The organism is Xanthobacter tagetidis (genome assembly GCF_003667445.1).
GTDB lineage: Bacteria > Pseudomonadota > Alphaproteobacteria > Rhizobiales > Xanthobacteraceae > Xanthobacter > Xanthobacter tagetidis.
In genome coordinates this window covers 13,556-38,271 of sequence record NZ_RCTF01000003.1, presented here as the reverse complement: position 1 = coordinate 38,271, position 24,716 = coordinate 13,556, and the positions used below count along the sequence as shown (strand labels likewise).

Here is a 24,716-nt window from a genome sequence, read left to right as displayed (position 1 = left end):
ACCCGGAAAGGCAGACCGCCGATGAGCGCAGAGACCGACGTCCGCCCGGCGAGGCCCTTCCTGTCGCCCGCCAAGGTGCGGCTGTGGTTCGACCGCCTGCTCGTCTTCGTGCTGTCGGTGGGGGCCTGGTACGTGGTGGCGAACACGATCCTCGACCCGTTCTGGATCTCCAGCCCCGAACTGGTCGCCGAGCGGCTGTGGCGCATCACCCTCAACGGGGATTTGTGGTGGCATTCCAGCGCCACGGTCTGGCAGGCGCTGCTGGGCCTCGCGCTTGGCCTCGTGGTGGGCTTCGGCTTCGGCCTGCTGCTGGCGCGCTATCCGCGGCTCGCGGAGGCGCTCGATCCCTACATCATGGGGCTCTACAGCCTGCCGCGCATCGCGCTCGCGCCGCTGTTCATCCTGTGGTTCGGCATCGGCCTGCTCTCGAAGGTCATGATGGCGTTCTCGTTCGTGGTGTTCATCTTCCTGCTCAACACCATGCAGGGGCTCAAGGAAGTGGACCGCGACCACATCGACCTCATGCGCTCCATGCGCGCCTCGCCGGCCTTCATCGCGCGGCGGGTGCAACTGCCCGCCATGCTGCCGTGGCTGTTCGCGGCGGCGCGGATCAGCGTCGGCCTCGCGCTCATCGGCTCGGTGCTGGGCGAGCTGCTGGGCGCCAATCGCGGACTCGGCTGGTACGTGGAGCACGCCTCCGGCCGCCTCGACACCACCGGCGTGTTCGCCGGCCTCACGGCGCTGATGATCATCGCCGTGCTCATGAACCAGGCCGTCAACCTGCTGGAGCGCTGGCTCACGCCGGCCAAATAGACCGAACAATCCGTGACCCGGAACGCGGCACGCAAAGCCAAGAAAAGCTGAGGAAACGCACACGGAGTGACACCCGTCCCAACCTTCCAGGGGAGCCAGAGATGTCACCGACTTTCCGCCTCAAGACCCTCGCCCTCGCGGCGGCGGCGCTGGCCGGCCTCGGCCTGCCGGCCGCGGCGCAGACCAAGATCACCGCCGGAACCGCCGCCTTCAACGAGGCGCTGCTGCCGATCTACACCGCCAAGGAGAAAGGCTACTTCAAGGACGCCGGCATCGAGCTGGAGATCACCGCGTTCAAGGGCGGCGGCCCGGCCGTGCAGGCGTTGGTGAGCGGCTCCATCGACATGTGCCTGTGCGCCGCCGACCACGTGGTGCGCCTGAAGGCCCGCCGCCAGCCGGCGCAGATCCTGGTCGCGCTCGACGAATTCCACTCCTACGCGCTGATGGCCAAGGCCTCCTTCCCCGGCAAGGACTATGCCGACCTCAAGGGCAAGAAGATCGGCATCACCTCCCCCGGCAGCCTCACCGACAACACGCTGCGCTACTCGCTCACCAAGGCGGGCATCAGCCCGGAGCGCGAGGTGCAGATCGTCGGAACCGGCGGCGGCGTGCCGATGATGGCGGCCATCGACAGCGGCCAGGTGGATGCTGGCCTGCTCATCACCACCGACGTCGCCGCCATGCTGGAGAAGGCGGGCGCCTACCGGGTGGTGATCGACTATCGCGAGATGCCCTATGCCTCGTTCGGCGCGCTCGTGCTGAAGTCGTGGGTGGAGAAGAACCCGGCCGCGGCGAAGGCGTTCACCGGCGCCGTGGTGAAGGCGATCGCCGACCTCAAAGCCGATCCGAAGCTCGCCGAGACGGTGCTCGCCACCATGTATCCGAACTTCTCGCCCAGCCTGATCGCGGCGGTGGCGAAGACCGCCGTGGCCCGCACCCCGGCCGGCGGCGTGGTGAGCCCGGATTCGATCAAGAACCTGAACGAGATCGTCCTGGTCTCCGACGACACGCTGAAGCCGGTGACGGTGGAGGAGGTGTTCGACCCCAAGCTGGGCGCGAAGTAGAGCATGGCGAGCCTCATGGAGCGCGCCACGAGCGCACCGCAGACGCCGGGTGAAAGCCCGGCGGCCTGCGCCCCGCCGCGGGTGAAGGTGGTCGGGGTGTCGAAGACCTTCCCCACCCCGGACGGCGGCGTCGCCCGGGTGATCGAGAACGTGGACCTCACCCTCGCCGAGGGGGAGTTCCTGTCCATCGTCGGGCCGTCCGGCTGCGGCAAGTCCACCATGCTGCGCCTCATCTCCGGCCTGACGCCGGTGAGCGAGGGCCGCATCGTGGTCGCCGGCCGCGAGGTCACGGAGCCGCCGCCGGGCGTCGGCTTCATGTTCCAGCGCGACACGCTGCTGCCCTGGGCAACCGTGTCCGAAAACATCTCCATCGCGCTGGAGCTGAACGGCACCCCGCCGGCCGCCCGCCCCGCGCGCATCGCCGAGCTGCTGAAGCTGCTCGGCCTGGAGCGCTATGCCGACTACCGCCCCAGCGCCATCTCCGGCGGCATGCGCCAGCGCGCGGCGCTCGGCCGCCTGCTCGCCTACGGGCCCGAGCTCTATCTCATGGACGAGCCGTTCGGCGCGCTCGACGCCATGACCAAGATGATCCTCGGCCGCGAGCTGCTCCGCATCTGGAGCCAGGATGCGAAGTCGGTGGTGTTCGTCACCCACGACATCGAGGAGGCGGTCGGCCTGTCCGACCGGGTGATCGTGATGGAGGGGCCGCCCGGCCGGATCAAGAGCGAGTATCGCATCGACTTGCCGCGCCCGCGCGACTTCCGCGCCGTGCGCCTCCTGCCGGAGTTCCGCGATCTGTGCGAGCGCATCTGGGGCGACATCGGCCGCCATTCCGAGGCGGAATAGGCGGCGCGCCGGGCCCGGGACGCCGGCTCAGCCATAGAGCCATGCGGCGAGCGCGGCATAAAGCGGGATGCCGAGCACGACGTTGAACGGGAAGGTGATGGCGAGGCTCGCCGCCAGAGAATAGGCGGCGTTGGCTTCCGGCAAGGCGAGCCGCACCGCCGCCGGGGCCGCGATGTAGGAGGCGCTCGCCGCAAGAGTCGCGAGCACCACCGCCCCGCCCTCCGACAGCCCCGCCAGGTGGCCCGCGAGGAGCCCGAGCGCGCCGTTCACCAGCGGCGCCGCAAGCGCGAAGGCGAGGAGGCGACCGCCCGCCTGCCACGCCGCGTCCGCCTTCTGCGCGGCGACGATGCCGAGCTCCAGCAGGAACAGGCAGAGGAAGCCGAGGAACAGGTCGCCGAAGAAGGGCCGCACCGGGGCGAGGCCCGTCTTGCCGATGAGGCCGCCGATGACGAGCCCGCCCACGAGCAGCAGGAAGCTCTTGGCGGAGATGACTTCGTGCAGCGCGGCGGCGAGGCCGTCCCCGGGTCCGCTTTCCGCCTTCGGGCCGGCCATGCGGGCGAGGAGCAGCGCGACGAGGATGGCCGGCGCCTCCATCAGCGCCAGGATCGCGGTCATGAAGCCCTCATGCGGCGTGCCGGCGCGCTCCAGATAGCTCACCACCGCGATGAAGGTGACCGCGGACACGGAGCCGTAATGCGCGGCCAGCGCTGCGGCATCGGCGACGCCGAAGCCGGCGAGCCGCCTGAGCGCGACAAAGCACCAGAGCGGGATCAGCACGCCGAGCGCCAGCCCGGCGGCGGCGGGCGCGGCAAAGTCCGACCAGCGCGTCTCCGCGAGCTCCGCCCCGCCCTTCAGCCCGATCGCCAGCAGCAGGTAGATGGACACGGCCTCGAACACCGGCGCCGGCACGCGCAGATTGCTGCGCAGCGCGCAGGCGAGCGCGCCCAGGCCGAAGCACAGGACCGGAGGCGACAGGAGGGCGGCGCTGGCGAGCGACATGGGGCATCTCCGGGCGGCGGGGGCGAAGGGCGGCGGCGCACGCCATCCTCTCGGCGGGCGGAGGCGGCTGCCGGTCATGCGACGGCCGGCGCGAAGGCCGGCCGTCACGGGAGTTCAGGGTGGGACAGGCGGCGCCATCGGCCGCCGGCCCGTCAGTGGGCGCCGGCGGCGGACCGCCGCGTCTTCCACAGCGAGTAGGCGATGCCGCCGGCGATCATGGCGAGCGTCACGCCGAGCGAGATGGCGGGGTCGAGCTTCCCGTAGAAGTGGTTCCAGAAGATCTTGCCGCCGATGAAGACCAGAACCAGAGCCAGCGCATATTTCAGGTATTCGAACCGATGCACCATGGCCGCCAGCGCGAAGTAGAGGGCACGCAGGCCGAGGATCGCCATGATGTTGGCGGTGAACACGATGTAGGTGTCCGTGGTGATGGCGAAGATGGCCGGCACCGAGTCGACCGCGAATACGAGGTCGGCGATGTTGATGACCACCAGCGCCAGGAACAGCGGCGTCACCCAGAGCACCAGCCCACCATGCGCGGGATGCGGCTGGCGCACGAAGAAGCGCTCGCCATGCAGCTGCGGTGTCACGCGCAGGTGGCGTGACAGGAGGCGCACCACGGGGTTCCGGGACACGTCGGCCTCGCCTTCCTTCACCAGCAGCATCTTGATGCCGGTGGCGACAAGGAAAGCGCCGAACAGCAGCAGCACCCAGTCATATTCCTGCACCAGCGCCGCGCCGACGCCGATCATGATGCCGCGCAGGACCAGCACCGCGATGATGCCCCAGACCAAGGCCCGGTACTGGTAGATACGGGGAATAGCGAAATAGCTGAAGATCAGCGAGATGACGAAGACGTTGTCGATCGACAGCGCCTTTTCGATCGCATAGCCGGTGAAGTACTGCATGCTGGCGACCGGCCCCATGGAGTACCAGACCCAGCCGCCGAAGGCGACGGCAACTGCGATGTAGAAGGCCGAGAGCTTCAGGCTTTCCGCGATGCCGAGCTCCTTGTTGCCCTTGTTCAGCACGCCGAGGTCGAACGCCAGCAGGACGAACACGATGGCGAGAAAGCTCAGCCAGAGCCAGGCGGGCTTGCCCACAAGGTCTGCGGTGATGAGGCCGGCGAGAAAGTCCATGAGGTCCTCCAGTCAAGTCTCGGACGGGCGCGCACGTCCATCCGCGGCACGGGCGGTGCCGCGGACCTTGAAAGGCGCTCGTCTGCCAGGGGGTGGCGGTGAGAGGACCGACATGGCGGCGCGTGCCGTCAGAGGGGCCCGGACCTCGGATACGCGCGGGATAGCAGCCGCAGCGGACGGCCGGTCAGCGGACCGGCTTCAGCGTCAGGCCGGTGAGGCGGCGCGGCTTGCGCACCACCATCACCTCGGCGATCTGGCGCCCTTCGCGGCGGATGTACGCGATCTGGACGCCGAGCTGTTGCCGCATGCGCCGCAGGGCCACCAGCCGCTCGCCGTCGGGCGCGGCGCGGTTGCGCTCCGCCTCCAGCTCGGCATCGACGATGGTCCGGCGGGCGCTCAGGGACTTCAGGAACGGGTCCACATCTTCCTCCTTTCGCTACCCCCGAAGGATGGCGTGGACGGCCCCATAGTTCCAATGCATAGTTTCAATATTCCTGATTGAGTGAAACTATCGCCATGGTGTTCCGCCCCACTCACCGGCAGTTGGAATATGCCGTCGCTCTGGCCGAGGCCGGCCATTTCGGCGCGGCGGCGCGGCGCTGCCATGTCTCGCAGCCGACGCTCTCGGTGCAGATCGCCCAGCTCGAAGCGCAGCTCGGCGCAACCCTGTTCGACCGCACGCCCGGCCGGGTGGTGCCGACGCCGGTGGGCGCGCAGGTGGTGGAGGCGGCGCGCGCGGTGCTGCTCACCCTCGACGACATCGTGGCCACGGCGGCGAGCGGCACGCGCAATCTGGGTGGGCTGATCCGGCTCGGCGTCGCACCGACCTTCGGTCCCTATTTCCTGCCCAACCTGCTGCCGGCGCTGCACGCGAAGTACCCCGCGCTGCAGATCTACATCAAGGAGGAGCGCCCGGCGGTGATCCTGCGCGACGTCATCGCCGGCACGCTCGACTGCGGGCTCGGCCCGGCGCCGGATTCCGGGCACGCCGTCACGTTCCGCCATCTGTGCCGGGAAACCATCTTCCTCGGCGTGCCGAAGGATCACCCTCTGGCCGCCGCGGGCCATGTGGACCCGAGCGCGCTGCGCGGCGAGCGGCTGCTCACGCTCGGGCGCGGCCACCACCTGTTCGAGCGGGCGCGCGAGCTCGCGGCCGCGTGCGGTGCCGACATGCGCGAGGACTATGAGGGCACCAGCCTCGACGCGCTGCGCCAGATGGTGCTCATGGGCATGGGCCTGTCGCTGTTCCCCGAACTCTACGCCCGCTCCGAATTCCGGGTGGAGGACGACATCGCGCTGCTCACGCTGGACGGCTGGCCGGCCAGCCGCGACATGGGCTATTTCTGGCGCGCCGGCAACGGGCGCGCACGCCAGTTCGAGCAATTGGCAGGCGAAAGCGAAGCCACCTGCACCGCCCTCGGCCTGCCGGCGCGTTGAGACGGCACCGGCCGACGCACGTCAGCGCCGCGATCCTTCTCGCATTCGAGATTTTCAGAATTCGCGATGTTGAGGCTGGCGGGCTCGAACCACCGATCTTCGGTTCAGGCGCCCCAAAAGGCGCGCGCAGGAGATGGCGATTTCGGTCGGTCTGGGTTACACGCCGCCTTCACGTTCGGACGGCCTGCCTCTGCGCGCGATCATGAGAATCACAGTTCCGCTCAAATTGACAAGACTCGAGCTAAATAAAACACGATCAAGATGGCCCGGCGCCCGGCACTTTGCCGCCGATTCGACTTGTCCGTGCGCGTGATTTTGCTATATTTTAGAGATAATATTGGGGAGGCGTCCTGTGATGTCGACGTTGGAGGAGCGGCGCACAATTGTGGTCGCCCGTTGCGGCGACATGCGCGTGGGAATCCCCGTGGACACCGTCCGGAAGGTTATTGCGGCGCCCCTCCCCTCCCCGCTTCCGGAAGCGCCGGCGATCGTCGCCGGCTTGCTGAACCTGCATGGTGAACCGCTTGTCGTCGTCGATCTCGCGCGGCGCGGTGGCGGCGCGCGGGACGCCATCACGCTCGCCAGCCGCATCGTCGTGGTCGAGACGCCATCGCAACAGTTCGGCCTGCTGTGCGAAACCGTGGAAGGCGTCCGCGTGATCGGCGCCCAAGACTGGCTCGCTCTCGATGAGATCGTTCCCGGAATAGGCTATCTCGCCGCCAGCGCCGCGGGCGAGGAGCAATTGATCGTGCTGCGCGATCCGGGCACATGGCTGTCCGCCAGCGATGTCGAGGACCTCAGGGTGGCCGTCGACCGGCATCAATCCGGCCTCGCGTCATGAGCCCGCCGATGGGTGACCTCACGGCCTTCCGGGACCTGATCTCACAGCGGCTGGGCCTGGCTCTGCCCAGTCACTTCGATAGGCGTCTCAAGCCGGCGCTCGACCGCGCCCGCGATCTGCTCGAAAGCCCCGGCGGCCCCCCCGCATGGGTGCAGTTCGAGGCGCAGCCCTGGTCCGCGCCGATTTGGCAGGAGGTCATCAAGCTCGTCACAATCCGGGAGACCTCGTTCTTCCGCCAGCGGGCCTGGTGGGACTCGCTGATCGAGGCGGCGCTGCACCCCCTCGTCGCCGCCCGGCGGAGCGACGGCAGCCGGCGGCTGCGCTGCCTCAGCGTGGGTTGCGCCTCCGGCGAGGAGCCCTATTCGCTCGCCATCATCCTGGAAGGCTTGATCGGCCTGGAGGCCGGCTGGACCGTGGAGATCGTCGGCCTCGATTTGTGCGCTGCGGCGCTGGAGGAGGCGCGGGCGGGCGTCTACGACCTGCGCGCGATCCGCGAGGTCAGCGCGGAAGAAGGCGCGCGCTGGTTTCGGCCCGCCGGCCGCGGGCAGGTCGCCCTCGACGCGCGGCTGCGCGGCAAGGTGGACTTCCGGCTGTTCAATCTCGCGGACGCGGTGGCGGCCGGCGCCACGGGCGCGCTCCCAGGACCGGCGGATTTCGTCATCTGCCGGAACATGCTGATCCACATGGAGCCGTCGCTCCAGCCGGCGTTCGCTCGGGCGCTGTGCGCGCTGGTGGGAGAGGGCGGCATGCTAGCGGTCTCCCCGGTGGAGGCGACCGCATCCTGGTTTGCGCCGCTGCGGATTCTGAACGTCGGCCAGGCCATTCTGTTCGCCAAGGAGGGGCCGAAGACTACGTCCGCGACCGCAGCCCGAACCGCCCTCCGGAGCGCCGCAGCGAAGAGCCCGGCCGGGACGACGCGCGCGCATCCGGGAGAAGGAACGGCGCCTGCGGCAGAGCCACGCAAGACGGCGGCGGCGCACGTGCCGCCTGTGCCGCATCAGGATGCGGATCCGCTCCAGCGGGCACGCCTGCTCGCAGATCTCGGCCTCCTGCAGGAGGCCCGGCACCTGTGCGGCCAGATGCTGGCGACGCGTCCCGAGGCCCGCCTGCTCATGGCGCTGGTCTGCCAGGCGCTCGCCGACATCCCGGCCGCGGAAGCCGCGGCCCGGCACAGCCTCGCGTCGGCCCCAGGCGCGGCCGCAGCCCACTATGTCGATGCCATCGTCCAGCTGCGCAAGGGCGATACCGAGCGGGCACGGCGCGCCTTGAGCGAGGCGGTGCGGCTGCTCGACATGGATGGCGGCGGCAATCTGGTGGGTCGCCAGCTGGGCATCGAGGCCGGCCACATCCGGCAGGCCGCGCGGCGTCTCGGCGCCGTTCCGGCCGAAGGAGGCAACCGTGCCCGACCGGTCTGAGCCGCGCCCGTCCGCGCAGGGCATCGACTGGGGGCGCATCCACGAGCGCCTCGATGCGATCTCCGTCCGACTGGCGGATGGCGCCTCGCCGGAGGCGCAGGCCGCGCACATGGCAAAGCGCGCTCAGGCGCTGACCGCTCCCGAGGAGCGCGCCGGCCCCGCGCCCGGCGACGACCTGGTGGTGTTCGGGCTCGCCGGCCAGCGCTATGCCATCGATATCCCCGCGGCGGAGGCCGTGGTGCCTATCGATCAGCTGGTTCCGCTTCCCGGGGTCGGCGCGGCGCATCTCGGCCTTTTGATGCACCGCGGCCTGCTGTACGCCGTCGTCGACGTCAACGCCTTGCTGGATCGGCCGGTGGCCGCGCCCACGACGCCGGCCTTCGCCATCCTGCTCGGCGATCCCGGCTGCGCCATCGGGCTCGCCGCCGACGCGCTGTTCGGCCTGGCGCGGGAGGCCACGCCCCAGCGCGGCGCCGCCGGCGCCGGCCTGCTCTGCGCGCTGCTGCCGGACGGCACCGGCGTGCTCGATGCCGAGGCCTTGTCACTCAGCGCGCGTCTCGTCGTCGACCACCGCCTGCGCCCCTCTTCCACCCCATAGAAGAAAAACGGTCATGCAGCACAAACCCGCGGTCACCATGGGCATCAGTCGTCTGGTCATTATCGGCGGCATCCTGGCCTCGCTGGTGCCGGTGGCCCTGCTCGCCATCGGCTACACGCTGAAGACCCGTGCGCTGGTGCTCGACACCACGCTCAGCCAGAACCAGCTTTTCGCCTCGGAAGCCGCGCTCTATGTGGACCGCGTGCTCACCGACCACCAGAAGCTCCTGGGGTTCGTGGGCGAGGACCTGGGCGCCGATGCGCTTCAGCCCGGGCAGACGCTGCCCACGCTCACGCGGATGCGCCGCAGCTTTCCCCTGTTCGACCGGATCCTCGTCGCCTCCACCGACGGGATCGTGCGCTATTCCGATCCCGAGAACGCCGAAACCGGCCAGAGGCTCGCCGGCCTCGACATCGCTGATCGCGGCTACTTCCAGACGGTGATGCGCACCGGCAAGCCCTATATCGACCCCGAGGTCCTGATCGGCCGCGCTTCAGGCGCGCCGCTGATGATCATGGCCGCGCCGATTCTGATCCGCGACCAGGGCATCGCCGGCGTCCTCGTGGGGACCATCGACCTCGATTCGCTCACCCAGCTTGTCAGCCGCATCCATTTGGGCCGCACGGGCCGTGCGGTCGTCGCCACCCGCGACGGCAACACCGTGGCCCATTCCAACCCCATGTATGTGAAGCAGCGCTTCAACTTCTCGGCGCAGGCCATCTGGCAGCATATTCGCGGCGCGACGGAGGGGCGCATCGAACTCTATCCGGACGAGAGCAAGGTCGACCGCTTCGCCGCGTTCGCCACCGTCCCGTCCACCGGATGGAAGCTGTGGCTCAGCCAGGAACATACCGAGCTGAATGAGGAATTCTATGCGCTGCTCGCCTCCAGCAGCGTCTGGCCGCTGGCCGCGGTGCTGGTGGGCGGGCTTCTGACCTTCCTCCTCGCACGCATGATCGCCCGTCCCATCCAGCGTCTGCACAGCACCGCAGAGGAGATCGCCGCCGGCCATCTCGACCTGCGTGCGCCGGAGGGGGGACCGAGCGAGCTCGCCGGCCTTGCCACGGCGCTCAACGGCATGGCGCAGACCCTGCAGACGCGCATCGATGACGAGCGCACGGCCCGATCCGTGCTGGAGCGCACGGTGACGGACTATGGACGCTTCGCCGAGCAGGTCGCCGCCGGCGACTTCTCGGCCGAGGTCGCCGTCGACAATGTCGGCGACCTGGAGCGTCTCGGCCACGGGCTCAATTCGATGTCGCGCTCGCTCGGGCTGCTCGTCGGCGAGATCAAGTCGGCGACGGCGCAGCTCGGCTCGGCCACCGCCGAGATCCTGGCGGCCACCAGCCAGCAGGCCGCCGCCACCGCGGAGGAGGCCGCCGCGGTACGCCAGATGGCGGCCTCGGTCCACGAACTGCGGCAGGCCGGAGAATCGGTGGCGCGGCGCACGCAGACCGTCCTCGACACGGCCCAGAAGACCGAAGCCATCGCCGATGCTGGGCTGCTATCGGTGGAGGAGGCCGTCCGCTCCACCGAGGACGGCCGCCAGCGCCTCGGGGGCCTCGCCGAGCGCATCATGGGCTTCAGCGAGCGCACGCACGAGATCGCGGAGATCAACGCGACGGTGGGCGAGATCGCCGAGAAGTCCAACCTGCTTGCGGTCAATGCCAGCATCGAGGCGGCCAAGGCCGGCGAGGCTGGGCGCGGCTTCGCGGTGGTGGCGAGCGAGGTCAAGGAGCTCGCCGAGCAATCCAAGGCGGCGACCGCCCAGGTCCGGCGCATCATCGCCGATATCCAGCGCTCCGCCCAGGCGGCGGTGATCGCTGCGGAGCAGTTCGCCAAGGCATCGGATGCCACGGTGACCACCTCGCGCCAGTCGGGCGCGGCCATTTCCAGCCTTGCCGGCCGCATCACCGACGCCTCCCAGGCCGCCCGCCAGAACCTCGTGGCCGCCGAGCAGCAGCAGGCTGGCATCGAGCAGATCGCGCTGGCGGTGGACAATATCGAAGTCTCGTCCGCGCAGACCGTCTCCGCAACCGCCCAGGTGGAGCAGTCGGCGCGCAGCCTGCACGACCTCGCGGTGACGCTGGAAAGCATCGTCAACCGGGTCTCGTTGGGCCAGGGAGGCGCGCGCATCCCCACATGACACGCAAAGCTCAGGACGAACTGCGCACGCGGCTGCTCGTGATCTTCCAGGAAGAGGCGGCGGACCATCTGCGCGGCATCGCCCGGGAGATGGAAGAACTGGCGCGTGCGCGGGACGCCGCTGCGGCGAGCGTATCCTTTCAGAGCCTGTTCCGCATCGTGCACACCTTCAAGGGCGCCGCGCGCTCGCTGTCGATCCACGCTGTGGAGCAGCTCTGCCATGAGATCGAGGACCTGTGCGGCGAGCTGGTTGAGGGGCACACCGCCTTCGACACCACGGCGCACGGCAACCTGCGGGAGCTGACCCAGCGCCTCGAAACGGTCACCCGCAACGCGCTGGCCCCCAGCACCGCGCAGCCGGCGCCGGAGCAGGTGGAGCGGGCCGCCTCCGGGATCGCATGGGAGCCGCCGGCGGCCGCCATGCCGGCAGCTGCCGCGCCGTCCGCCTCCGCTGCCGCGCGCAAGGCCGCCGCGCCCAGCTTCGTGCGGATCGAGACCGGGCAGATCCAGCGCCTCGGGCTGATGGCGGAAGAGCTGCTCGGACCCCGCCTCGCCGGTCAGGCGCGCAGTGAGGAAGCGCGAAGGCTGGCGCACCACGTGGCCGAGTTCCGCCGGCACCTGCGCGGCGCCGGCCGCGCCCAGGGGGAGGCCGGCGCCGCGGAGCTTCCGGCGGACGAGTTCAAGGCCATCGACCAGTCGGCGCGCCGGCTTGCCACGGCGCTGGCGGAGGACAGCCGGTCGCTGCGCGTCACCGCCGACGCGCTCATGATGGAGCTGCGTCGCGCGCGGCTGATGCCGGCCGGCGATCTGCTCGCGGTCTTCCCGGACATGGTCGCCGATCTGGCGCGGGAGATGGGCAAGGCCATCTCCTGGCGCACCTCGGGTGCGGACCTGCTGATCGACCGCGAGGTGGCCGAGCGGATCAAGGACCCGCTCATCCACGCGGTCCGCAATGCCATCGACCATGGCATTGAGCCCGCCGATGCGCGCGCCCGGGCGGGCAAGCCGGCGGTGGGCACCGTGGCGATCGCGATGGCCCCGGCCGACGGCGGACGCGTCGCCATAGAAGTCTCCGACGACGGCGCCGGCATCGACGTCGCAGCGGTGCGCGCGGTGGCGGTGCGCAGCCGCATGCTCACCGCCGAGGAGGCCCGCGATCTGCCGGAGATCGATGTCCTCGATCTGGTGTTCCAGTCGAACCTCTCCACGCGCGGCGTGATCACCGCCGTGTCCGGCCGCGGCCTCGGGCTCGCCATCGTGCGCGAGCGGGTTGAGCGGCTGGGCGGCAGCGTTCGCCTCCACTCGACCCCGGGAATTGGAACGGTGCTGCGGCTGGAGGTGCCGGCCGCTCTGGCCAATTTCCGCGGCATCGCCGTGAAGGTCGGGGACGCCGACGTCATCCTGTCGCGCGACGCGGTGGAGCGCACCTTCCTGCTGCCCGCGGCGGCCCGCGTGGAGGCGTTCGAGCGGGGCGTGGTGCAGTTCGAGGGGGGCGCCGTGCCGTTCGCGCACCTGTCGCGGCTGCTCGGCGATCCGCGGGGCGCACGGCGCGAGGCGGCGAGCCTCGGCAGCGCGCTCGTCATCCGCCACGGCCTGCGGCGCTGCATCGTCGCTGTGGACGAGATCGTCGGCGAGTGCGAGGTGATGGTGAAGGAGCTGCGCCCGCCTTTGCTGCGTGTGCGTCATGTGATGGCCGCCGGCATGCTCGGCAGCGGGCGCCTCGGCCTCATCCTGCGGACCGCCGACCTGCTCGATGCCATCGCGCTCGGCCCATCGCGCCTGCCGGTCGATCAGCCGTCGCGGCCCGCGCGCAAGCATCGGCTGCTGATCGTGGACGATTCCCTGACCACCCGCGCCATGGAGACGGGGCTTCTGCAGGCCGCGGGCTACGAGGTGGAGGCCGTCGCCGACGGCATGGAAGCGTGGTCCGCGCTCCAGCTCCGCTCCTTCGACGCCGTCATCTCGGACGTCGACATGCCCCACATGAACGGATTCGAGTTGACGGAGCGCATTCGCGCCGATCCGCGGCTGAAGCAACTTCCCATCGTCCTCGTCACGGCACTGGAGGAGCGCAAGGATCACGATCTCGGATTGAAGTTGGGGGCCAACGCCTACATGATGAAGTCCGCGTTTGACCAGTCTATGCTCATTGATCTCGTGAGGAGCGTACTGTGAGTGGCGATGCGAAGATTCGCGTGCTCCTCGCCGAGGACTCCCCATCCCAGCGCGAATTGATGGCTTGGGCGCTGGCCGATTCCGGCGAGTTCGAGGTGGTGGGCTGTGCCGTGAATGGCGTGGAAGCGGTGGAAATGACCGCCGCGCTTCGGCCCGATATCGTGCTCATGGACTGCCACATGCCGGTCCTGGACGGGATCGGGGCCACCCGCGAGATCATGCGCCGCTGCCCGGTGCCGATCCTGGTCGCGAGCGCGAGCTTTGCGCCGACGGACGTGCATCCGGGCCTGGAAGCCGTGCGCGAGGGCGCGCTGGCCATCGTGCCGAAGCTGCCCGGCGTGAGCAGCGCGAACTTCGATGCCGTCGCCCGCGAGCTCTTCCTCACGCTGCGCCTGATGTCCGAGGTCAAGGTGGTACGACGGCTGCCGCCGCGTGCGCGCCGCGAGGTGGGCGCGCGAACCGAGGTCTCCGGGCGCATCCGGATCGTGGCGCTCGGAGCCTCCACTGGCGGGCCACCGGTGATCCTCGAGATCCTGCGCGGCCTTGGCTCCAATTTCTCGGCGCCGGTGCTGGTCGTCCAGCACATGGCAAACGGCTTCACCCGCGGCTTCGCAAGCTGGCTCGCCCGCGGCAGCGGCCTGCCGGTGGAGATAGCAAGCGACGCCACCCTGGCTTTGCCGGGCCACGTCTATGTGGGGCCGGAAGGCTGCCACCTCGGGATCAACCGCCAAGGCCGCCTGACCTTGAGCGACGATCCTCCGAAGAATGGATTCCGCCCCTCCGTCTCCCACCTGTTCCACGCCGTCGCGGAGGCCTTCGGCCCGTGCGCCCTCGCGGTGCTGCTGACCGGAATGGGCGATGACGGCGCCGAGGGATTGGCTGACGTGGCAAGATATGGTGGTATTACTGTCGCCCAGGACAGGGAGACGTCAGTCGTGTTCGGCATGCCCGCGGCAGCCCTCAAGCTCGGTGCGGCACAGCGCCTGCTCGCACCTGCCGACATGGCACAGTTCATCCAGACGCAAATGGCCAGAAAGAGCCTGTCGACATGACGTCCCATGCCTCAAGCATACTCATCGCCGAGGACAGCCCGACTCAGCAGGCACAACTCGTCCAGTTCCTGGAAAAACTTGGATATACTGTCAAGGCGGCGCGCAGCGGCGCCGAGGCCTACGACATGGCGGTCGAGCAGCGGCCGGACATCGTCCTCAGCGACATCATCATGCCGGGCATGAGCGGCTATGACCTGTGCCGACGCCTGAAGGGCACGATCGGCCTTGATCAGGTTCCCGTAATCCTCGTGACCTCCCTGTCGCAGCCGAAAGATGTCCTGGCGGGGCTGGAGGCCGGAGCCGACAGCTTCATCATCAAGCCCTACAACGAGCAGATTCTCAGTTCCCGCATCACCTATCTGCTGCGCAACCGCAGCCTGCGTTCCAGCGAGAGCGAGAGCGACGCGCTGGAGATCGAGTTCGGCGGCGAGCGCCACCGCGTCACCGCGCGCAAGCAGCAGATCCTGGATCTGCTCATCTCCACCTATGCCCAGGCGGTGCACCTGTTCACGGCCCTCGACCAGGGCCGGCAGGAACTCTCCCAGTCCTACGAGGTGCTGCACGCGCTCTATGACATGACCGAGGGGCTCAACCGCTGCCGTGCTCCGGCGGATGTGGCCGCCGTCGCGGTCTCCCGCAGCCTCGGCGTTCCTGGCGTTCACGACGCCTGGCTCTATCTGCGCGAGGGGGACGCGCTGGTGCTCGCCGCCGATCGCCATTCCGGGCACGGCGCCCTGCCCGACCCCTTTCCACCCGAGCCCCTGACGGCCGCGCACGCATCCATGGACGACGACGCGCGCGGCGCCGGTCTTCCGCAGATCCGCCAGTTTCAGGCCAGGGGAACGGGCGCGCTCAAGCACCATGCGAGCATGCGCCTGACGGCGGGCGCGCAGACCGTCGGGTGCCTTCAGCTCGCGGGCTTAGAAGCCTCCGTATCGGGCGAGGTCGCGCTGCGGACGTTGGAAGGCATCGCGAGCCAGATCGCCATAGCGCTGGAGCGCGCCTTGCTCCACACCCAGCTGGAGGAGGAGGTGCGCAAGCGCACCGTGCGCCTGCTGGAGGAGGTGGCCGAGCGGCGCCAGGCGATCGAGACCATCACCGCCATCTTCGACGCCTCGCCGGTCTCCCTCATCTCGCTCGACGCGCAGCTCAACGTGGCGATGTTCAACGATTCCGCGCGCGATACCTTCCGGATTTCCAGCGACGACGTGCTGGGTCGGAGCTGGCGCGCCCTCTTCGCCACCATCCCGATCGGCCTCGAAGAGGCGATAGGCGAACTGGCGCTCGGCCGGAAGGTGCACAGCATCGAGGTGAAGGCCGCCATCTCCGACGGCACGCTGCGGACCTTTCACCTTGCCGGCGAGCCGCTGATCGACGCGGATGGAGCGTTCCGCGGCTCGGTGCTCGCCGTCGACGACATCACCGAGCGGCGGCAGGTGATGGAGCAACTGCATCAGGTGCAGAAGATGGAGGCGGTGGGCACGCTCACCGGGGGCGTGGCTCACGACTTCAATAATCTGCTCACCACGATCATCGGCAATCTGGATCTCGCCACCATCAAGCTCGACGGCCACGAGGCGCGCCCGCTCGTCGACGTGGCATTGCGATCGAGCCTGCGCGGGGCCGAGCTGACACGCAAGATGCTCACCTTCGCCCGCAAGCAACCGCTGGAACCACAGCTCCTGGACGTGGCCGAGATGTTGGCCGAGCTGCAGAGCCTGCTGGGCGCCACCTTTGGCCACCGAGTGTCTCTGTCGATCAGCGTGCCATCCGGACTGCCGAAGGTCTATGCCGACCCGACCCACCTGGAATCGGCGCTGATGAACCTCGCGATCAATGCGCGCGATGCCATGCCCGACGGCGGCCGCCTGTCCATCACGGCGGAGGTCACCCCCCCTGGGCCGGCGGCCCCCGGCGCACGGCGCAGCATCGTCTTCGTTGTCTCGGACACTGGCACCGGCATCGCGCCCGACAGGCTGGAGCGCATCTTCGAGCCCTTCTTCACCACCAAGGAGGCCGGCAAGGGGACCGGGCTCGGCCTCGCCATGGTCTACGGCTTCGTGCGGCAGTCCGGCGGGTCGGTTGCGGTCGAAAGCGCGGTGGGCGCGGGGACCACGTTCCGTGTGACCCTGCCCGCCATGGAGGACAACGCCGGCGAGACCCCGGCGCCGCATGCGCGGGCCGCGTCCGGGCCGGAATCGGCGGCCATGTTCGTGCTGCTGGTGGACGGCAACGAGGAGCTCCGGCGCACCATCCGGGCCGCCCTCGAACGGTCGGGCCACCTCGTGAGCGACGTCCGCGATGCGATGGAGGCGCTGGCGCATATCGACGCCGGCGGGCACGTCGACGTCCTCCTTTCGGAAATCAGCCTGCCCGGCGACCTCGACGGGCTGAGGCTCGCGGACCTGATCGCGCGGCGTCGACCCGGCTGCCAGGTGCTGCTCATGTCCGGGGCGATCGACCTGCAACTGGAGGACGAGGCCCGCCGCTCGTTCCGGATCCTCAACAAGCCTTTCCGCATCGATGACCTGACGCAAGCGGTTTCGGCATTGTTTTAGGAGACAAACATGCCCGAGCAGAACATTTTCGTATTGGATGACGAGCGGGACATCGGTGAATACGTCTGCACCGTGGCAAAGATGAATGGCTTTGAAAGCCATTATTTCTCTAATCCAAATGAATTCTTCGCAGCTCTTGCCGCCTCCCCCACAGCCTGCGTGGCGATCGACCTGCAGATGCCCATACTGGACGGCATCGAAGTGATGCGGCGCCTCTCCGCCATGCAGTTTCACCGCCCGATCCTGATCATGAGCGGCATGGACCTGAAGGTCCTGGAATCAGCGCGCCACTTTGCCAAGGCGCACAGGCTCGCGGTGAGCGACATCATCAGCAAGCCGGTGCGCGTGGAGGAGATGAACCGCATCTTCGGGCGCCTCAAGTCCAGCAGCCACCTCCCGCCGAGCAAGGCCGACCTCATCGAGGCCATGGAGCGCGGCGAGTTCGTGCTCTACCTCCAGCCCAAGGCGCGCATCCGCAACGAGCCGGGAGGCCATAGCCGGTACACACCGCTGGGCTTCGAGGGCCTCGCGCGCTGGAACAGCCCCACCCGCGGCCTCAGCGTGCCCGACGTCTTCATTCCCCAGATCATCGCCTCGGGCCTCAGCCCGCAGTTTTCCGACCTCGTATTCGATCTCGCTCTGGCGACGCTGAAGCGCTGGGGTCCATCGGCGATCACGGCATCGCTCGCCATCAACATGTCCGCCTCGGACGTGGAGGACATCACGCTCGCCGACCGGCTGTGGAGCCGGTGCCTCGGCAGCGGGGTGGATCATCAGCGCATCACGATCGAGATCACGGAATCGGCCGCCATGGAGCATCCGGAAAGGGCGCTCGACGTGCTCACGCGCTTGCGGCTGCGGGGCTTTTCCCTCTCGCTTGACGACTTCGGAACGGGCTATTCCTCGCTCGTCCAGCTCCAGCGCCTGCCGTTCGCCGAGCTCAAGATCGACCGGTCCCTCACCGCCGACTGCATGTCCTCCGAGCACACGCGCATCATCGTCAAGGCGATCATCGACCTTGGACACAATCTCGGCCTCGCCGTCGTGGCCGAGGGGGTGGAGGACCAGGAGACGCTGGAACTGCTGAGCAACTGGTCCTGCGATCACGTCCAGGGATATCTCCTCGCCCAACCGCTGCCACCCGATCTCGCCGAGAAATGGTGGCACGAGAAGCATGGCAGCGCGCACCCCTGAGAGCGGCGCGGAAGACGGATCGAGCCGCCGCCCTGCCAAATCTCGCCTGATCCAAGAAGTTTCCGAGCCGATCAGGCCGCGATGCCGGTGGCAATCAGCAAAAGCCCTCAGGCGACCCACGCCAAGAAGGGAAACATGTGTATTATCATATATTTATGATGGTACAGGTGGGTGGGCTCGAACCACCGACCTCCGGTTCCACAGACCGGCGCTCTAACCAACTGAGCTACACCTGCACAGCGTTCCGCGCCCTGCGGGGCGGCGGAGAGCGCGGAACCTACGCGGCGCAAGGACCCATTTCAAGGATTTTTCGGCGCTTGCAGCCGGGGAATTTCGGCTTAGGGCGCGATCCGATCAAATTGACTCAGTTTGATCGGTGAATCGCCCTCTAACTTAATGACAGAGAACGCGTTATCCGATCAGCTTGCAACGCAGGCTGATCGGCGCGTGCTTGAGCGTCCAGTGCCAGTCCGGCACCGTGATGGCCGGAACAGGGAAAGGGCCGGTGACATGAGCGATACGCAGCGGGAACCGGTGCGGGCCATCGTCGCCAGTTCGGCGCCGGCAAGGACCAAGCCCTCCAGCTATCCCGAACCCTTCTTCTCCCGCATGAGCGGACGGGAAAAGCGCCCGCTGGGAGACCTGTTCGGCCTGAGCAATTTCGGCGTGAACCTCACCACCCTCGCGCCCGGCGGCGAATCGGCGCTGTTGCATCGGCACACAAGGCAGGACGAGTTCGTCTACATCCTCGAAGGGGAGCCGACGCTGGTGACCGACGAGGGGGAGATGGTGTTGTCCGCCGGCATGTGCGCTGGCTTCCCTGCGCGGGGCACGGCGCACCAATTGGTGAACCGCTCGGAAAAGGACGTGGTCTATCTGGAGATCGGCGACCGAACCGCGGGCGACGAGGGCGAATACCCCGTCGACGACATCAAGGCGGTGCTCGGCCCCGACGGCAGATGGATGTTCACCCACAAGGATGGCCGCCCCTATTAGGCCACCTGCTTAAGGCCCCATGAAAGGCGCGTCCAAGCCCCCGCGCAGGGGCGCGAGGCCCGTGCGCGGGGGCTTGATGCTCATTCCGCCGCGGGCGGCGGGGCCACGTCCGGCGCGGGGGCATAGATCTGGCCGCCGCCGTCGCGGAACTTCTGCGCCATCTCGGCCATGCCGGCCGAGGCGAGGTTGTCGGCCTCCGCGCGGGCGATGTCGCCGGCCTCGATCTTCAGCTCCTGCGAGATCTTCATGGAACAGAATTTCGGCCCGCACATGGAGCAGAAATGCGCCACCTTGGCCCCCTCGGCGGGGAGCGTCTCGTCATGGAAGCGCTCGGCCGTCTCCGGGTCGAGCGAGAGCGCGAACTGGTCGCGCCAGCGGAAGGTGAAGCGCGCCCGGGAGAGCGCGTCGTCGCGGATGCGTGCGGCAGGATGGCCCTTGGCGAGGTCGGCCGCGTGGGCGGCGATCTTGTAGGAGATCACGCCGGCCTTGACGTCGTCGCGGTCGGGCAGGCCGAGATGCTCCTTCGGCGTGACGTAGCAGAGCATCGCCGTGCCGAACCAGCCGATCATCGCCGCGCCGATGGCGGAGGAGATGTGGTCGTAGCCGGGGGAGATGTCCGTCACCAGCGGGCCGAGCGTGTAGAACGGCGCCTCGTGGCAGATCTTGAGCTGCTTCTCCACATTCTCGCGGATCAGGTGCAGCGGCACGTGGCCGGGGCCCTCGATCATCACCTGGCAGTCGTATTTCCAGGCGATCTCGGTCAGCTCGCCCAGCGTCTCCAGCTCGGCGAACTGGGCCGCGTCGTTGGCGTCGGCGATGGAGCCCGGGCGCAGGCCGTCGCCGAGCGAGAAGGCGACGTCATACTGGGCGAGAATCTCGCACAATTCCTCGAAGTTCTCGTAAAGGAAGCTCTCCTTGTGGTGCGCGAGGCACCACTTGGCCATGATCGAGCCGCCGCGCGAGACGATGCCGGTCACGCGGTTCGCGGTCAGCGGCACATAAGGCAGCCGCACGCCGGCATGGACGGTCATATAGTCGACGCCCTGCTCGGCCTGCTCGATCACCGTGTCGCGGAAGACCTCCCAGGTCAGGTCCTCGGCGACGCCGTTCACCTTCTCCAGCGCCTGGTAGATCGGCACGGTGCCGATCGGCACCGGCGAATTGCGCATGATCCATTCGCGGATGGTGTGGATGTTCTTGCCGGTGGAGAGGTCCATCACCGTGTCGGCGCCCCAGCGGGTCGCCCACACCAATTTGTCCACCTCCTCGGCGACGCCCGAGGTGACCGCGGAATTGCCGATATTCGCGTTGATCTTCACCAGGAAGTTCCGGCCGATGGCCATCGGCTCGGTCTCGGGGTGGTTGATGTTGTTGGGGATGATGGCGCGCCCGCGGGCCACCTCCTGGCGCACGAATTCCGGCGTGATGTCGGCCGGGATGGTCGCGCCGAGGCCCATGGCCTGGTGGTGCGGATGGGCGCCGCCATTGGCGCGCGCGAGGTTCTCGCGGGCGGCGACATATTCCATCTCGGCCGTGATGATGCCGGCGCGCGCATAGGCCATCTGGGTCGGGCGCTTGCCCGCCTTGGCGCGCAGCGGGCTGCGGCCGGTGAGGTCAAACTGCGGCAAGGAGGAGGACTGGCCCTCCTTGAGGCCATTGTCCTCCGGCTTCACCTGCCGGCCCGCCACCTCCTCCACGTCGCCGCGCTCGCGGATCCACTGCGCGCGCAGCTGCGGCAGGCCCTTGGTGAGGTCGATCACCGCCTCAGGGTCGGTATAGGGACCGGATGTGTCGTAGACCTTCAGCGGCTTCTCGCTCGGGTCCGAAATGGCGATCTCGCGCATCGCGACGCGCACGTCGGGCCGCGCGGCGCCCACATAGACCTTGCGGGAGGCCGCGTGCGGGCCGGTGGTGACCTTCAGGGACGAGGTCGAGCTTTCGTCGAGCATACGGATCTCCTTCAAGCTTGCGCTTCCAGCGAGACCCGGGGGTTGAGCTTCAGGAGACGGCGCGCGGCGGACATGGCTTGTCCGCAGGCACGGAGTTCCGATCCCTTCGCCGGTATGACCCGGATCAGGTTCGAAGGGTCGACGCGGTGCCCGTCGCCGGTCGGCGGCGGTCTTGCGAAATCTCAGCCCCTTCCGGGACCCCCCTTGGAACAGATCGAGTGTGAGGTATACCAAAGGCCAATGTCAACGCTGCGCCGCACAATGCCGGCTCACCTTCGCGCAGGCGGGACGGCGGCCCGTCGGGAAAGCGGGCATAAGAGAGGGCCAGCCGTGGCCCCTTGCGCGCGCCGCGCCTAGACTTATCTCCCGACCAGCGATTCTGCGGACCTGACAGCGTGCGCCAATATCACGACCTGCTGAAGCGCATCCTCCATGATGGCGTGCGCAAGGACGACCGGACCGGCACCGGCACGCTGTCGGTGTTCGGGCATCAGTCGCGCTTCGACCTTGCCGAGGGCTTCCCCCTCGTGACCACCAAGAAGCTGCATCTGAAATCCATCGTCCACGAGTTGCTGTGGTTCCTCGCCGGCGACACCAACATCCGCTACCTCAAGGACAACGGCGTCTCCATCTGGGACGACTGGGCGGACGCGAACGGCGAGCTGGGGCCGGTCTACGGCCACCAGTGGCGCTCCTGGCCCACCCCGGAGGGCGGGGTGATCGACCAGATCGCCCAGGTGGTTTCCGACATCCGCCGCAATCCCGACAGCCGGCGCCTCATCGTCACCGCCTGGAACCCGGCGGACGTGCCGAAGATGGCGCTGCCGCCGTGCCACTGCCTGTTCCAGTTCGCGGTTCTCGACGGCAAGCTCTCCTGCCAGCTCTACCAGCGCTCGGCGGACGTGTTCCTGGGCGTGCCCTTCAACATCGCCTCCTATGCCCTGCTGACCCACATGGTGGCGCAGGTGACCGGCCTGAAGCCGGGCGACTTCGTCCACACGCTGGGCGACGCGCACCTTTATCTCAACCATCTCGACCAGGCGCGCGAGCAGCTTTCGCGCACGCCGCGCGCCTTGCCGCGGCTGGTGCTGAACCCCGAGGTCACCGACCTGTTCGCCTTCCGCTACCAGGATGTGGCGTTCGAGGGCTACGACCCCCATCCCCACATCAAGGCCGCCGTGGCGGTCTGAGCCGGCGGCCGACGCGGCCATACGGACCGCCCGTGGAACGTGCTATGTCAGCCGGGCCGAGCCGGCGCATGTTGTGCCGCTGGCGGGCGTGCGGGCGATGAAGCCCGGTGATTTTCAGGGAGGGTGCCATGGCATCGGATGCGGGAAGCCTCTTGGGTCAGCTCTTGGGCGCCGCGCTCGGCGGCGGCAGCGTGCGCGGGGCCGGCGCGGGCCAAGCCGGCGGCGCGGGCGGGAGCCCCCTGGAGCAGATCCTCCAGAGCGCGCTGGGCGGCGGCGGCCAGCAGGGCGGCCAGTCCGGCGGCCTGCCGGGCGGGCTCGGCGACATCCTCGGCCAGGTGCTCGGCGGCGGTGCGGCCGGTGGCCAGGGCCGCGGAGGACAGGCCGGCGGCGGCCTCGGCGACATATTGGGCCAGGTGCTCGGCGGCGGAGCCGGGCAGCGTGACGGCGGAAGCGGAGGCGGAAGCGCCCTGCCCGGCGGCCTCGGCGACATCCTCGGACAGGTGCTCGGCGGCGGCGCGGGTGGACGGCCCGGCGGCGCCGGCGGCCTGCCGGGCGGGCTCGGCGACATTCTCGGCCAGGTGCTCGGCGGCGGCGCCGCGGGTGGCGCGGCCGGCCGCGCCGGTGGCGGCATCGGCACCGGCGGGCTCGGCGATCTGGCGCAGGATGCGCTCGGCGGCGGCCAGAGCGCGCCCATGCCCGCGCCCTCTCCCGCCCCGGCTCCTGCCCCCAGGGGCGGCACCCAGCCGAGCGGCGGCAGCGACCTCGTGAAATATGGCGGACTCGCCGTCATCGGCATGCTGGCCTTCAACGCCTTTCGCAAGTGGCAGGCGCAGTCGGGCGGTTCGCGCCTGATGGCGGACAACGCGCAGGCATTCAGCCCGGCCGAGGCGCCCGGCGGGCCGGAGCACTTCTCGCAGGTGCTGGTGGCCGCCATGGCCGCCGCCGCCCAGGCGGACGGCAGCCTCGACCCGGACGAGCTCAACCGCATCGGCGCGGGCGTGACGCGCATGGGCGGCAATGCGCCGGACCAGGCGGTGCTGGTGGAGATCCTCTCAACCCCCGTCAATCCGCAGGACCTCGTGAACGCCGCCACTTCGCCGGAAGCGGCGATGCAGATCTATGCCGCCTCCGTCATGGCCATCCGGCCCGACAGCGCGGCCGAGCAGCGCTACCTCGCGAACCTCGCGCAGGCGCTCGCCATCGATCCGGCGCTCAAGGCCCAGCTCGACCGCGACCTGACGGCCTGAACCCAAGGGAACGGCGCGCTCACGCCATCGTGCGCGGGCGCGCCGTAACGCTGTCCCCTCCGGCGCCGTAGAAGGCGCAATGCCTGCCGCCTCTCCCTCCCCTGCCCCGTCTGCGTTCGCGCGCCTCGTGCGCCCCCTCCTGTTCGAGCGCTCCGGCGCCCTGAGCACCGAGAAGGCGGTCGCGCTGGCGCTCGCCTTCGCGCCGCTCGCCTATCTCTCCTGGATCGCGGCGTCCGGGGGCCTGGGCGCGCGTCCGGTTTCGGCCGCGATCCACTTCACCGGGCTCTGGGCGCTGCGCTTCCTCGTCATCAGCCTCGCGGTGACGCCGCTGCGCCGGGCCTTCTCCTGGAACAAGCTGATCCTCGCCCGCCGCACGCTCGGCCTCGCGGCGCTCGGCTACGCGCTGCTGCATATCTGCCTGTTCTTCGTGGACCAGGGCGCGGCGCGGGCGGTGCAGGAGATCGTTCTGCGGGTCTATCTCGTGATCGGCGCAGTGGCGCTCGCGATCCTGCTGGCGCTCGGCCTCACCTCCACCAACGCCGTGATCCGCCGCATGGGCGCGCAGAACTGGCAGCGCCTGCACCGGCTCGCCTATGGCGCGGCAGTGCTCGGCACGGTGCATTTCTTCTTCCAGTCGAAGCTGGACGTGACCGAGCCGGCGCTGATGGCGGGCGCCCTCGCCTATCTCTTCGGCTTCCGCCTGCTGGTGCGTGGCGGCGATGCGGCGACGCTCGCCCGCCTGGCGCTGCTCGCAGTGCTGAGCGCCCTCGCTACGGCTGGGATGGAAGCGGCGTGGTACGGCGTTGCGACCCGGGTCGATCCCTGGCTCGTCCTGGAGGTGAATTTCTCCTTCGACCTCGGCCCGCGCCCGCTCTGGTGGGTTCTGGCCGGCGGGCTTGCGGTGGCCGCTCTGACGGCCGCGGAGCAGCGCCGACGCCCCCGCAACTGCAGCACCGGTCGCGCCGATCCGAGCGGCAGCCGCGCCCGCTGACGGCGCCGCTCCCGGAATTGCCCGGATAGAACATCCCCGCACCGATCCTGTTGCCGGCCCGACCCTC

At 69.1% G+C, this 24,716-nt stretch carries 20 protein-coding genes, 1 tRNA gene and 1 riboswitch; of the genes, 16 read left to right on the top strand and 5 right to left on the bottom strand.

The window, feature by feature from the left end; all coding sequences use genetic code 11:
• Nucleotides 1-21 precede the first annotated feature (21 nt).
• The 3 genes from D9R14_RS04595 (at nt 22) to D9R14_RS04585 (ending at nt 2,723) form a co-directional block, all read left to right on the top strand.
• Nucleotides 22-813 carry an ABC transporter permease gene (locus tag D9R14_RS04595; protein WP_121622150.1) on the top strand — a complete coding sequence of 264 codons (792 nt, stop codon included), beginning with the start codon at nt 22-24 and terminating at the stop codon, nt 811-813.
• Between the two features lie 101 nt (nt 814-914).
• Nucleotides 915-1,877, top strand: coding sequence for an ABC transporter substrate-binding protein (locus tag D9R14_RS04590; protein WP_121622149.1), 963 nt, complete (start codon nt 915-917; stop codon nt 1,875-1,877).
• A gap of 3 nt (nt 1,878-1,880) precedes the next feature.
• Nucleotides 1,881-2,723, top strand: a complete 843-nt coding sequence (locus tag D9R14_RS04585) for an ABC transporter ATP-binding protein (protein WP_121622148.1) — start codon at nt 1,881-1,883, stop codon at nt 2,721-2,723.
• 27 nt (nt 2,724-2,750) lie between these two features.
• Here D9R14_RS04585 and D9R14_RS04580 read toward each other — a convergent pair whose 3' ends face one another.
• The 3 genes from D9R14_RS04580 to D9R14_RS04570 form a co-directional block, all read right to left on the bottom strand.
• Nucleotides 2,751-3,722, bottom strand: coding sequence for a sodium-dependent bicarbonate transport family permease (locus D9R14_RS04580; protein WP_121622147.1), 972 nt, complete (start codon nt 3,720-3,722; stop codon nt 2,751-2,753).
• Between the two features lie 152 nt (nt 3,723-3,874).
• Nucleotides 3,875-4,861, bottom strand: a complete 987-nt coding sequence (locus tag D9R14_RS04575) for a TerC family protein (protein ID WP_121622146.1) — start codon at nt 4,859-4,861, stop codon at nt 3,875-3,877.
• Nucleotides 4,862-5,045: 184 nt separating this feature from the next.
• On the bottom strand, nt 5,046-5,282 hold the full coding sequence (locus D9R14_RS04570; RefSeq protein ID WP_121622145.1) for a hypothetical protein: 237 nt from the start codon (nt 5,280-5,282) through the stop codon (nt 5,046-5,048).
• A gap of 77 nt (nt 5,283-5,359) precedes the next feature.
• Between D9R14_RS04570 and D9R14_RS04565 the strand changes: the two genes are divergently transcribed.
• The 9 genes from D9R14_RS04565 (at nt 5,360) to D9R14_RS04525 (ending at nt 18,276) form a co-directional block, all read left to right on the top strand.
• Nucleotides 5,360-6,298 (top strand): hydrogen peroxide-inducible genes activator, encoded by a 939-nt coding sequence (locus D9R14_RS04565; RefSeq protein WP_245420556.1) that lies wholly within the window; start codon nt 5,360-5,362, stop codon nt 6,296-6,298.
• A 355-nt stretch (nt 6,299-6,653) separates the two neighbouring features.
• The gene (locus tag D9R14_RS04560; protein ID WP_121622143.1) at nt 6,654-7,139 is read left to right on the top strand and encodes a chemotaxis protein CheW; all 486 of its coding nucleotides are present in this window, start codon (nt 6,654-6,656) and stop codon (nt 7,137-7,139) included.
• Nucleotides 7,140-7,147: 8 nt separating this feature from the next.
• Entirely contained in the window at nt 7,148-8,554 is a 1,407-nt protein-coding gene (locus D9R14_RS04555; RefSeq protein ID WP_170168493.1) for a CheR family methyltransferase, read from the top strand.
• Nucleotides 8,538-9,152, top strand: a complete 615-nt coding sequence (locus D9R14_RS04550; protein ID WP_170168492.1) for a chemotaxis protein CheW — start codon at nt 8,538-8,540, stop codon at nt 9,150-9,152. The genes D9R14_RS04555 and D9R14_RS04550 overlap by 17 nt, the downstream gene beginning before the upstream one ends.
• A gap of 13 nt (nt 9,153-9,165) precedes the next feature.
• Complete coding sequence (locus D9R14_RS04545) at nt 9,166-11,298, top strand: methyl-accepting chemotaxis protein (RefSeq protein WP_170168491.1); 2,133 nt, start codon at nt 9,166-9,168, stop codon at nt 11,296-11,298.
• The gene (locus tag D9R14_RS04540) at nt 11,295-13,472 is read left to right on the top strand and encodes a hybrid sensor histidine kinase/response regulator (RefSeq protein ID WP_121622139.1); all 2,178 of its coding nucleotides are present in this window, start codon (nt 11,295-11,297) and stop codon (nt 13,470-13,472) included. The genes D9R14_RS04545 and D9R14_RS04540 overlap by 4 nt, the downstream gene beginning before the upstream one ends.
• A 20-nt stretch (nt 13,473-13,492) precedes the next feature.
• Entirely contained in the window at nt 13,493-14,524 is a 1,032-nt protein-coding gene (locus D9R14_RS04535; protein ID WP_147452944.1) for a chemotaxis protein CheB, read from the top strand.
• Nucleotides 14,521-17,082, top strand: coding sequence for a response regulator (locus D9R14_RS04530; protein WP_121622137.1), 2,562 nt, complete (start codon nt 14,521-14,523; stop codon nt 17,080-17,082). The genes D9R14_RS04535 and D9R14_RS04530 overlap by 4 nt, the downstream gene beginning before the upstream one ends.
• 9 nt (nt 17,083-17,091) lie before the next feature.
• On the top strand, nt 17,092-18,276 hold the full coding sequence (locus D9R14_RS04525; RefSeq protein WP_121622136.1) for an EAL domain-containing response regulator: 1,185 nt from the start codon (nt 17,092-17,094) through the stop codon (nt 18,274-18,276).
• A 159-nt stretch (nt 18,277-18,435) separates the two neighbouring features.
• Here the strand turns inward: D9R14_RS04525 and D9R14_RS04520 are convergent.
• Nucleotides 18,436-18,512: transfer RNA gene (locus D9R14_RS04520), tRNA-His, on the bottom strand.
• Between the two features lie 274 nt (nt 18,513-18,786).
• Between D9R14_RS04520 and D9R14_RS04515 the strand changes: the two genes are divergently transcribed.
• Nucleotides 18,787-19,272, top strand: a complete 486-nt coding sequence (locus D9R14_RS04515) for a cupin domain-containing protein (protein ID WP_121622135.1) — start codon at nt 18,787-18,789, stop codon at nt 19,270-19,272.
• A gap of 80 nt (nt 19,273-19,352) precedes the next feature.
• Here the strand turns inward: D9R14_RS04515 and thiC are convergent, their stop codons facing one another.
• The gene (thiC, locus tag D9R14_RS04510) at nt 19,353-21,221 is read right to left on the bottom strand and encodes a phosphomethylpyrimidine synthase ThiC (protein WP_121622134.1); all 1,869 of its coding nucleotides are present in this window, start codon (nt 21,219-21,221) and stop codon (nt 19,353-19,355) included.
• An 84-nt stretch (nt 21,222-21,305) separates the two neighbouring features.
• Nucleotides 21,306-21,436: riboswitch (TPP riboswitch) on the bottom strand.
• A 180-nt stretch (nt 21,437-21,616) separates the two neighbouring features.
• Here thiC and D9R14_RS04505 point away from each other — a divergent pair.
• The 3 genes from D9R14_RS04505 to msrQ all read left to right on the top strand — a co-directional run bounded on the left by D9R14_RS04505 (nt 21,617) and on the right by msrQ (nt 24,649).
• Nucleotides 21,617-22,411 carry a thymidylate synthase gene (locus D9R14_RS04505; RefSeq protein WP_121622133.1) on the top strand — a complete coding sequence of 265 codons (795 nt, stop codon included), beginning with the start codon at nt 21,617-21,619 and terminating at the stop codon, nt 22,409-22,411.
• Nucleotides 22,412-22,539: 128 nt separating this feature from the next.
• Entirely contained in the window at nt 22,540-23,658 is a 1,119-nt protein-coding gene (locus tag D9R14_RS23475) for a tellurite resistance TerB family protein (protein WP_147452943.1), read from the top strand.
• 79 nt (nt 23,659-23,737) lie between these two features.
• The gene (msrQ, locus tag D9R14_RS04495) at nt 23,738-24,649 is read left to right on the top strand and encodes a protein-methionine-sulfoxide reductase heme-binding subunit MsrQ (protein WP_121622131.1); all 912 of its coding nucleotides are present in this window, start codon (nt 23,738-23,740) and stop codon (nt 24,647-24,649) included.
• The last annotated feature ends 67 nt before the right edge of the window (nt 24,650-24,716 follow it).

Bases quoted from the DNA above. Each gene is read 5' to 3' on its own strand.
- D9R14_RS04595 (WP_121622150.1), top strand. From the start codon at position 22: ATGAGCGCAGAGACCGACGTCCGCCCGGCGAGGCCCTTCCTGTCGCCC.
- D9R14_RS04590 (WP_121622149.1), top strand. From the start codon at position 915: ATGTCACCGACTTTCCGCCTCAAGACCCTCGCCCTCGCGGCGGCGGCG.
- D9R14_RS04585 (WP_121622148.1), top strand. From the start codon at position 1,881: ATGGCGAGCCTCATGGAGCGCGCCACGAGCGCACCGCAGACGCCGGGT.
- D9R14_RS04580 (WP_121622147.1), bottom strand. From the start codon at position 3,722: ATGTCGCTCGCCAGCGCCGCCCTCCTGTCGCCTCCGGTCCTGTGCTTC.
- D9R14_RS04575 (WP_121622146.1), bottom strand. From the start codon at position 4,861: ATGGACTTTCTCGCCGGCCTCATCACCGCAGACCTTGTGGGCAAGCCC.
- D9R14_RS04560 (WP_121622143.1), top strand. From the start codon at position 6,654: ATGTCGACGTTGGAGGAGCGGCGCACAATTGTGGTCGCCCGTTGCGGC.
- D9R14_RS04555 (WP_170168493.1), top strand. From the start codon at position 7,148: ATGGGTGACCTCACGGCCTTCCGGGACCTGATCTCACAGCGGCTGGGC.
- D9R14_RS04545 (WP_170168491.1), top strand. From the start codon at position 9,166: ATGCAGCACAAACCCGCGGTCACCATGGGCATCAGTCGTCTGGTCATT.
- D9R14_RS04540 (WP_121622139.1), top strand. From the start codon at position 11,295: ATGACACGCAAAGCTCAGGACGAACTGCGCACGCGGCTGCTCGTGATC.
- D9R14_RS04530 (WP_121622137.1), top strand. From the start codon at position 14,521: ATGACGTCCCATGCCTCAAGCATACTCATCGCCGAGGACAGCCCGACT.
- D9R14_RS04525 (WP_121622136.1), top strand. From the start codon at position 17,092: ATGCCCGAGCAGAACATTTTCGTATTGGATGACGAGCGGGACATCGGT.
- D9R14_RS04515 (WP_121622135.1), top strand. From the start codon at position 18,787: ATGAGCGATACGCAGCGGGAACCGGTGCGGGCCATCGTCGCCAGTTCG.
- thiC (WP_121622134.1), bottom strand. From the start codon at position 21,221: ATGCTCGACGAAAGCTCGACCTCGTCCCTGAAGGTCACCACCGGCCCG.
- D9R14_RS23475 (WP_147452943.1), top strand. From the start codon at position 22,540: ATGGCATCGGATGCGGGAAGCCTCTTGGGTCAGCTCTTGGGCGCCGCG.
- msrQ (WP_121622131.1), top strand. From the start codon at position 23,738: ATGCCTGCCGCCTCTCCCTCCCCTGCCCCGTCTGCGTTCGCGCGCCTC.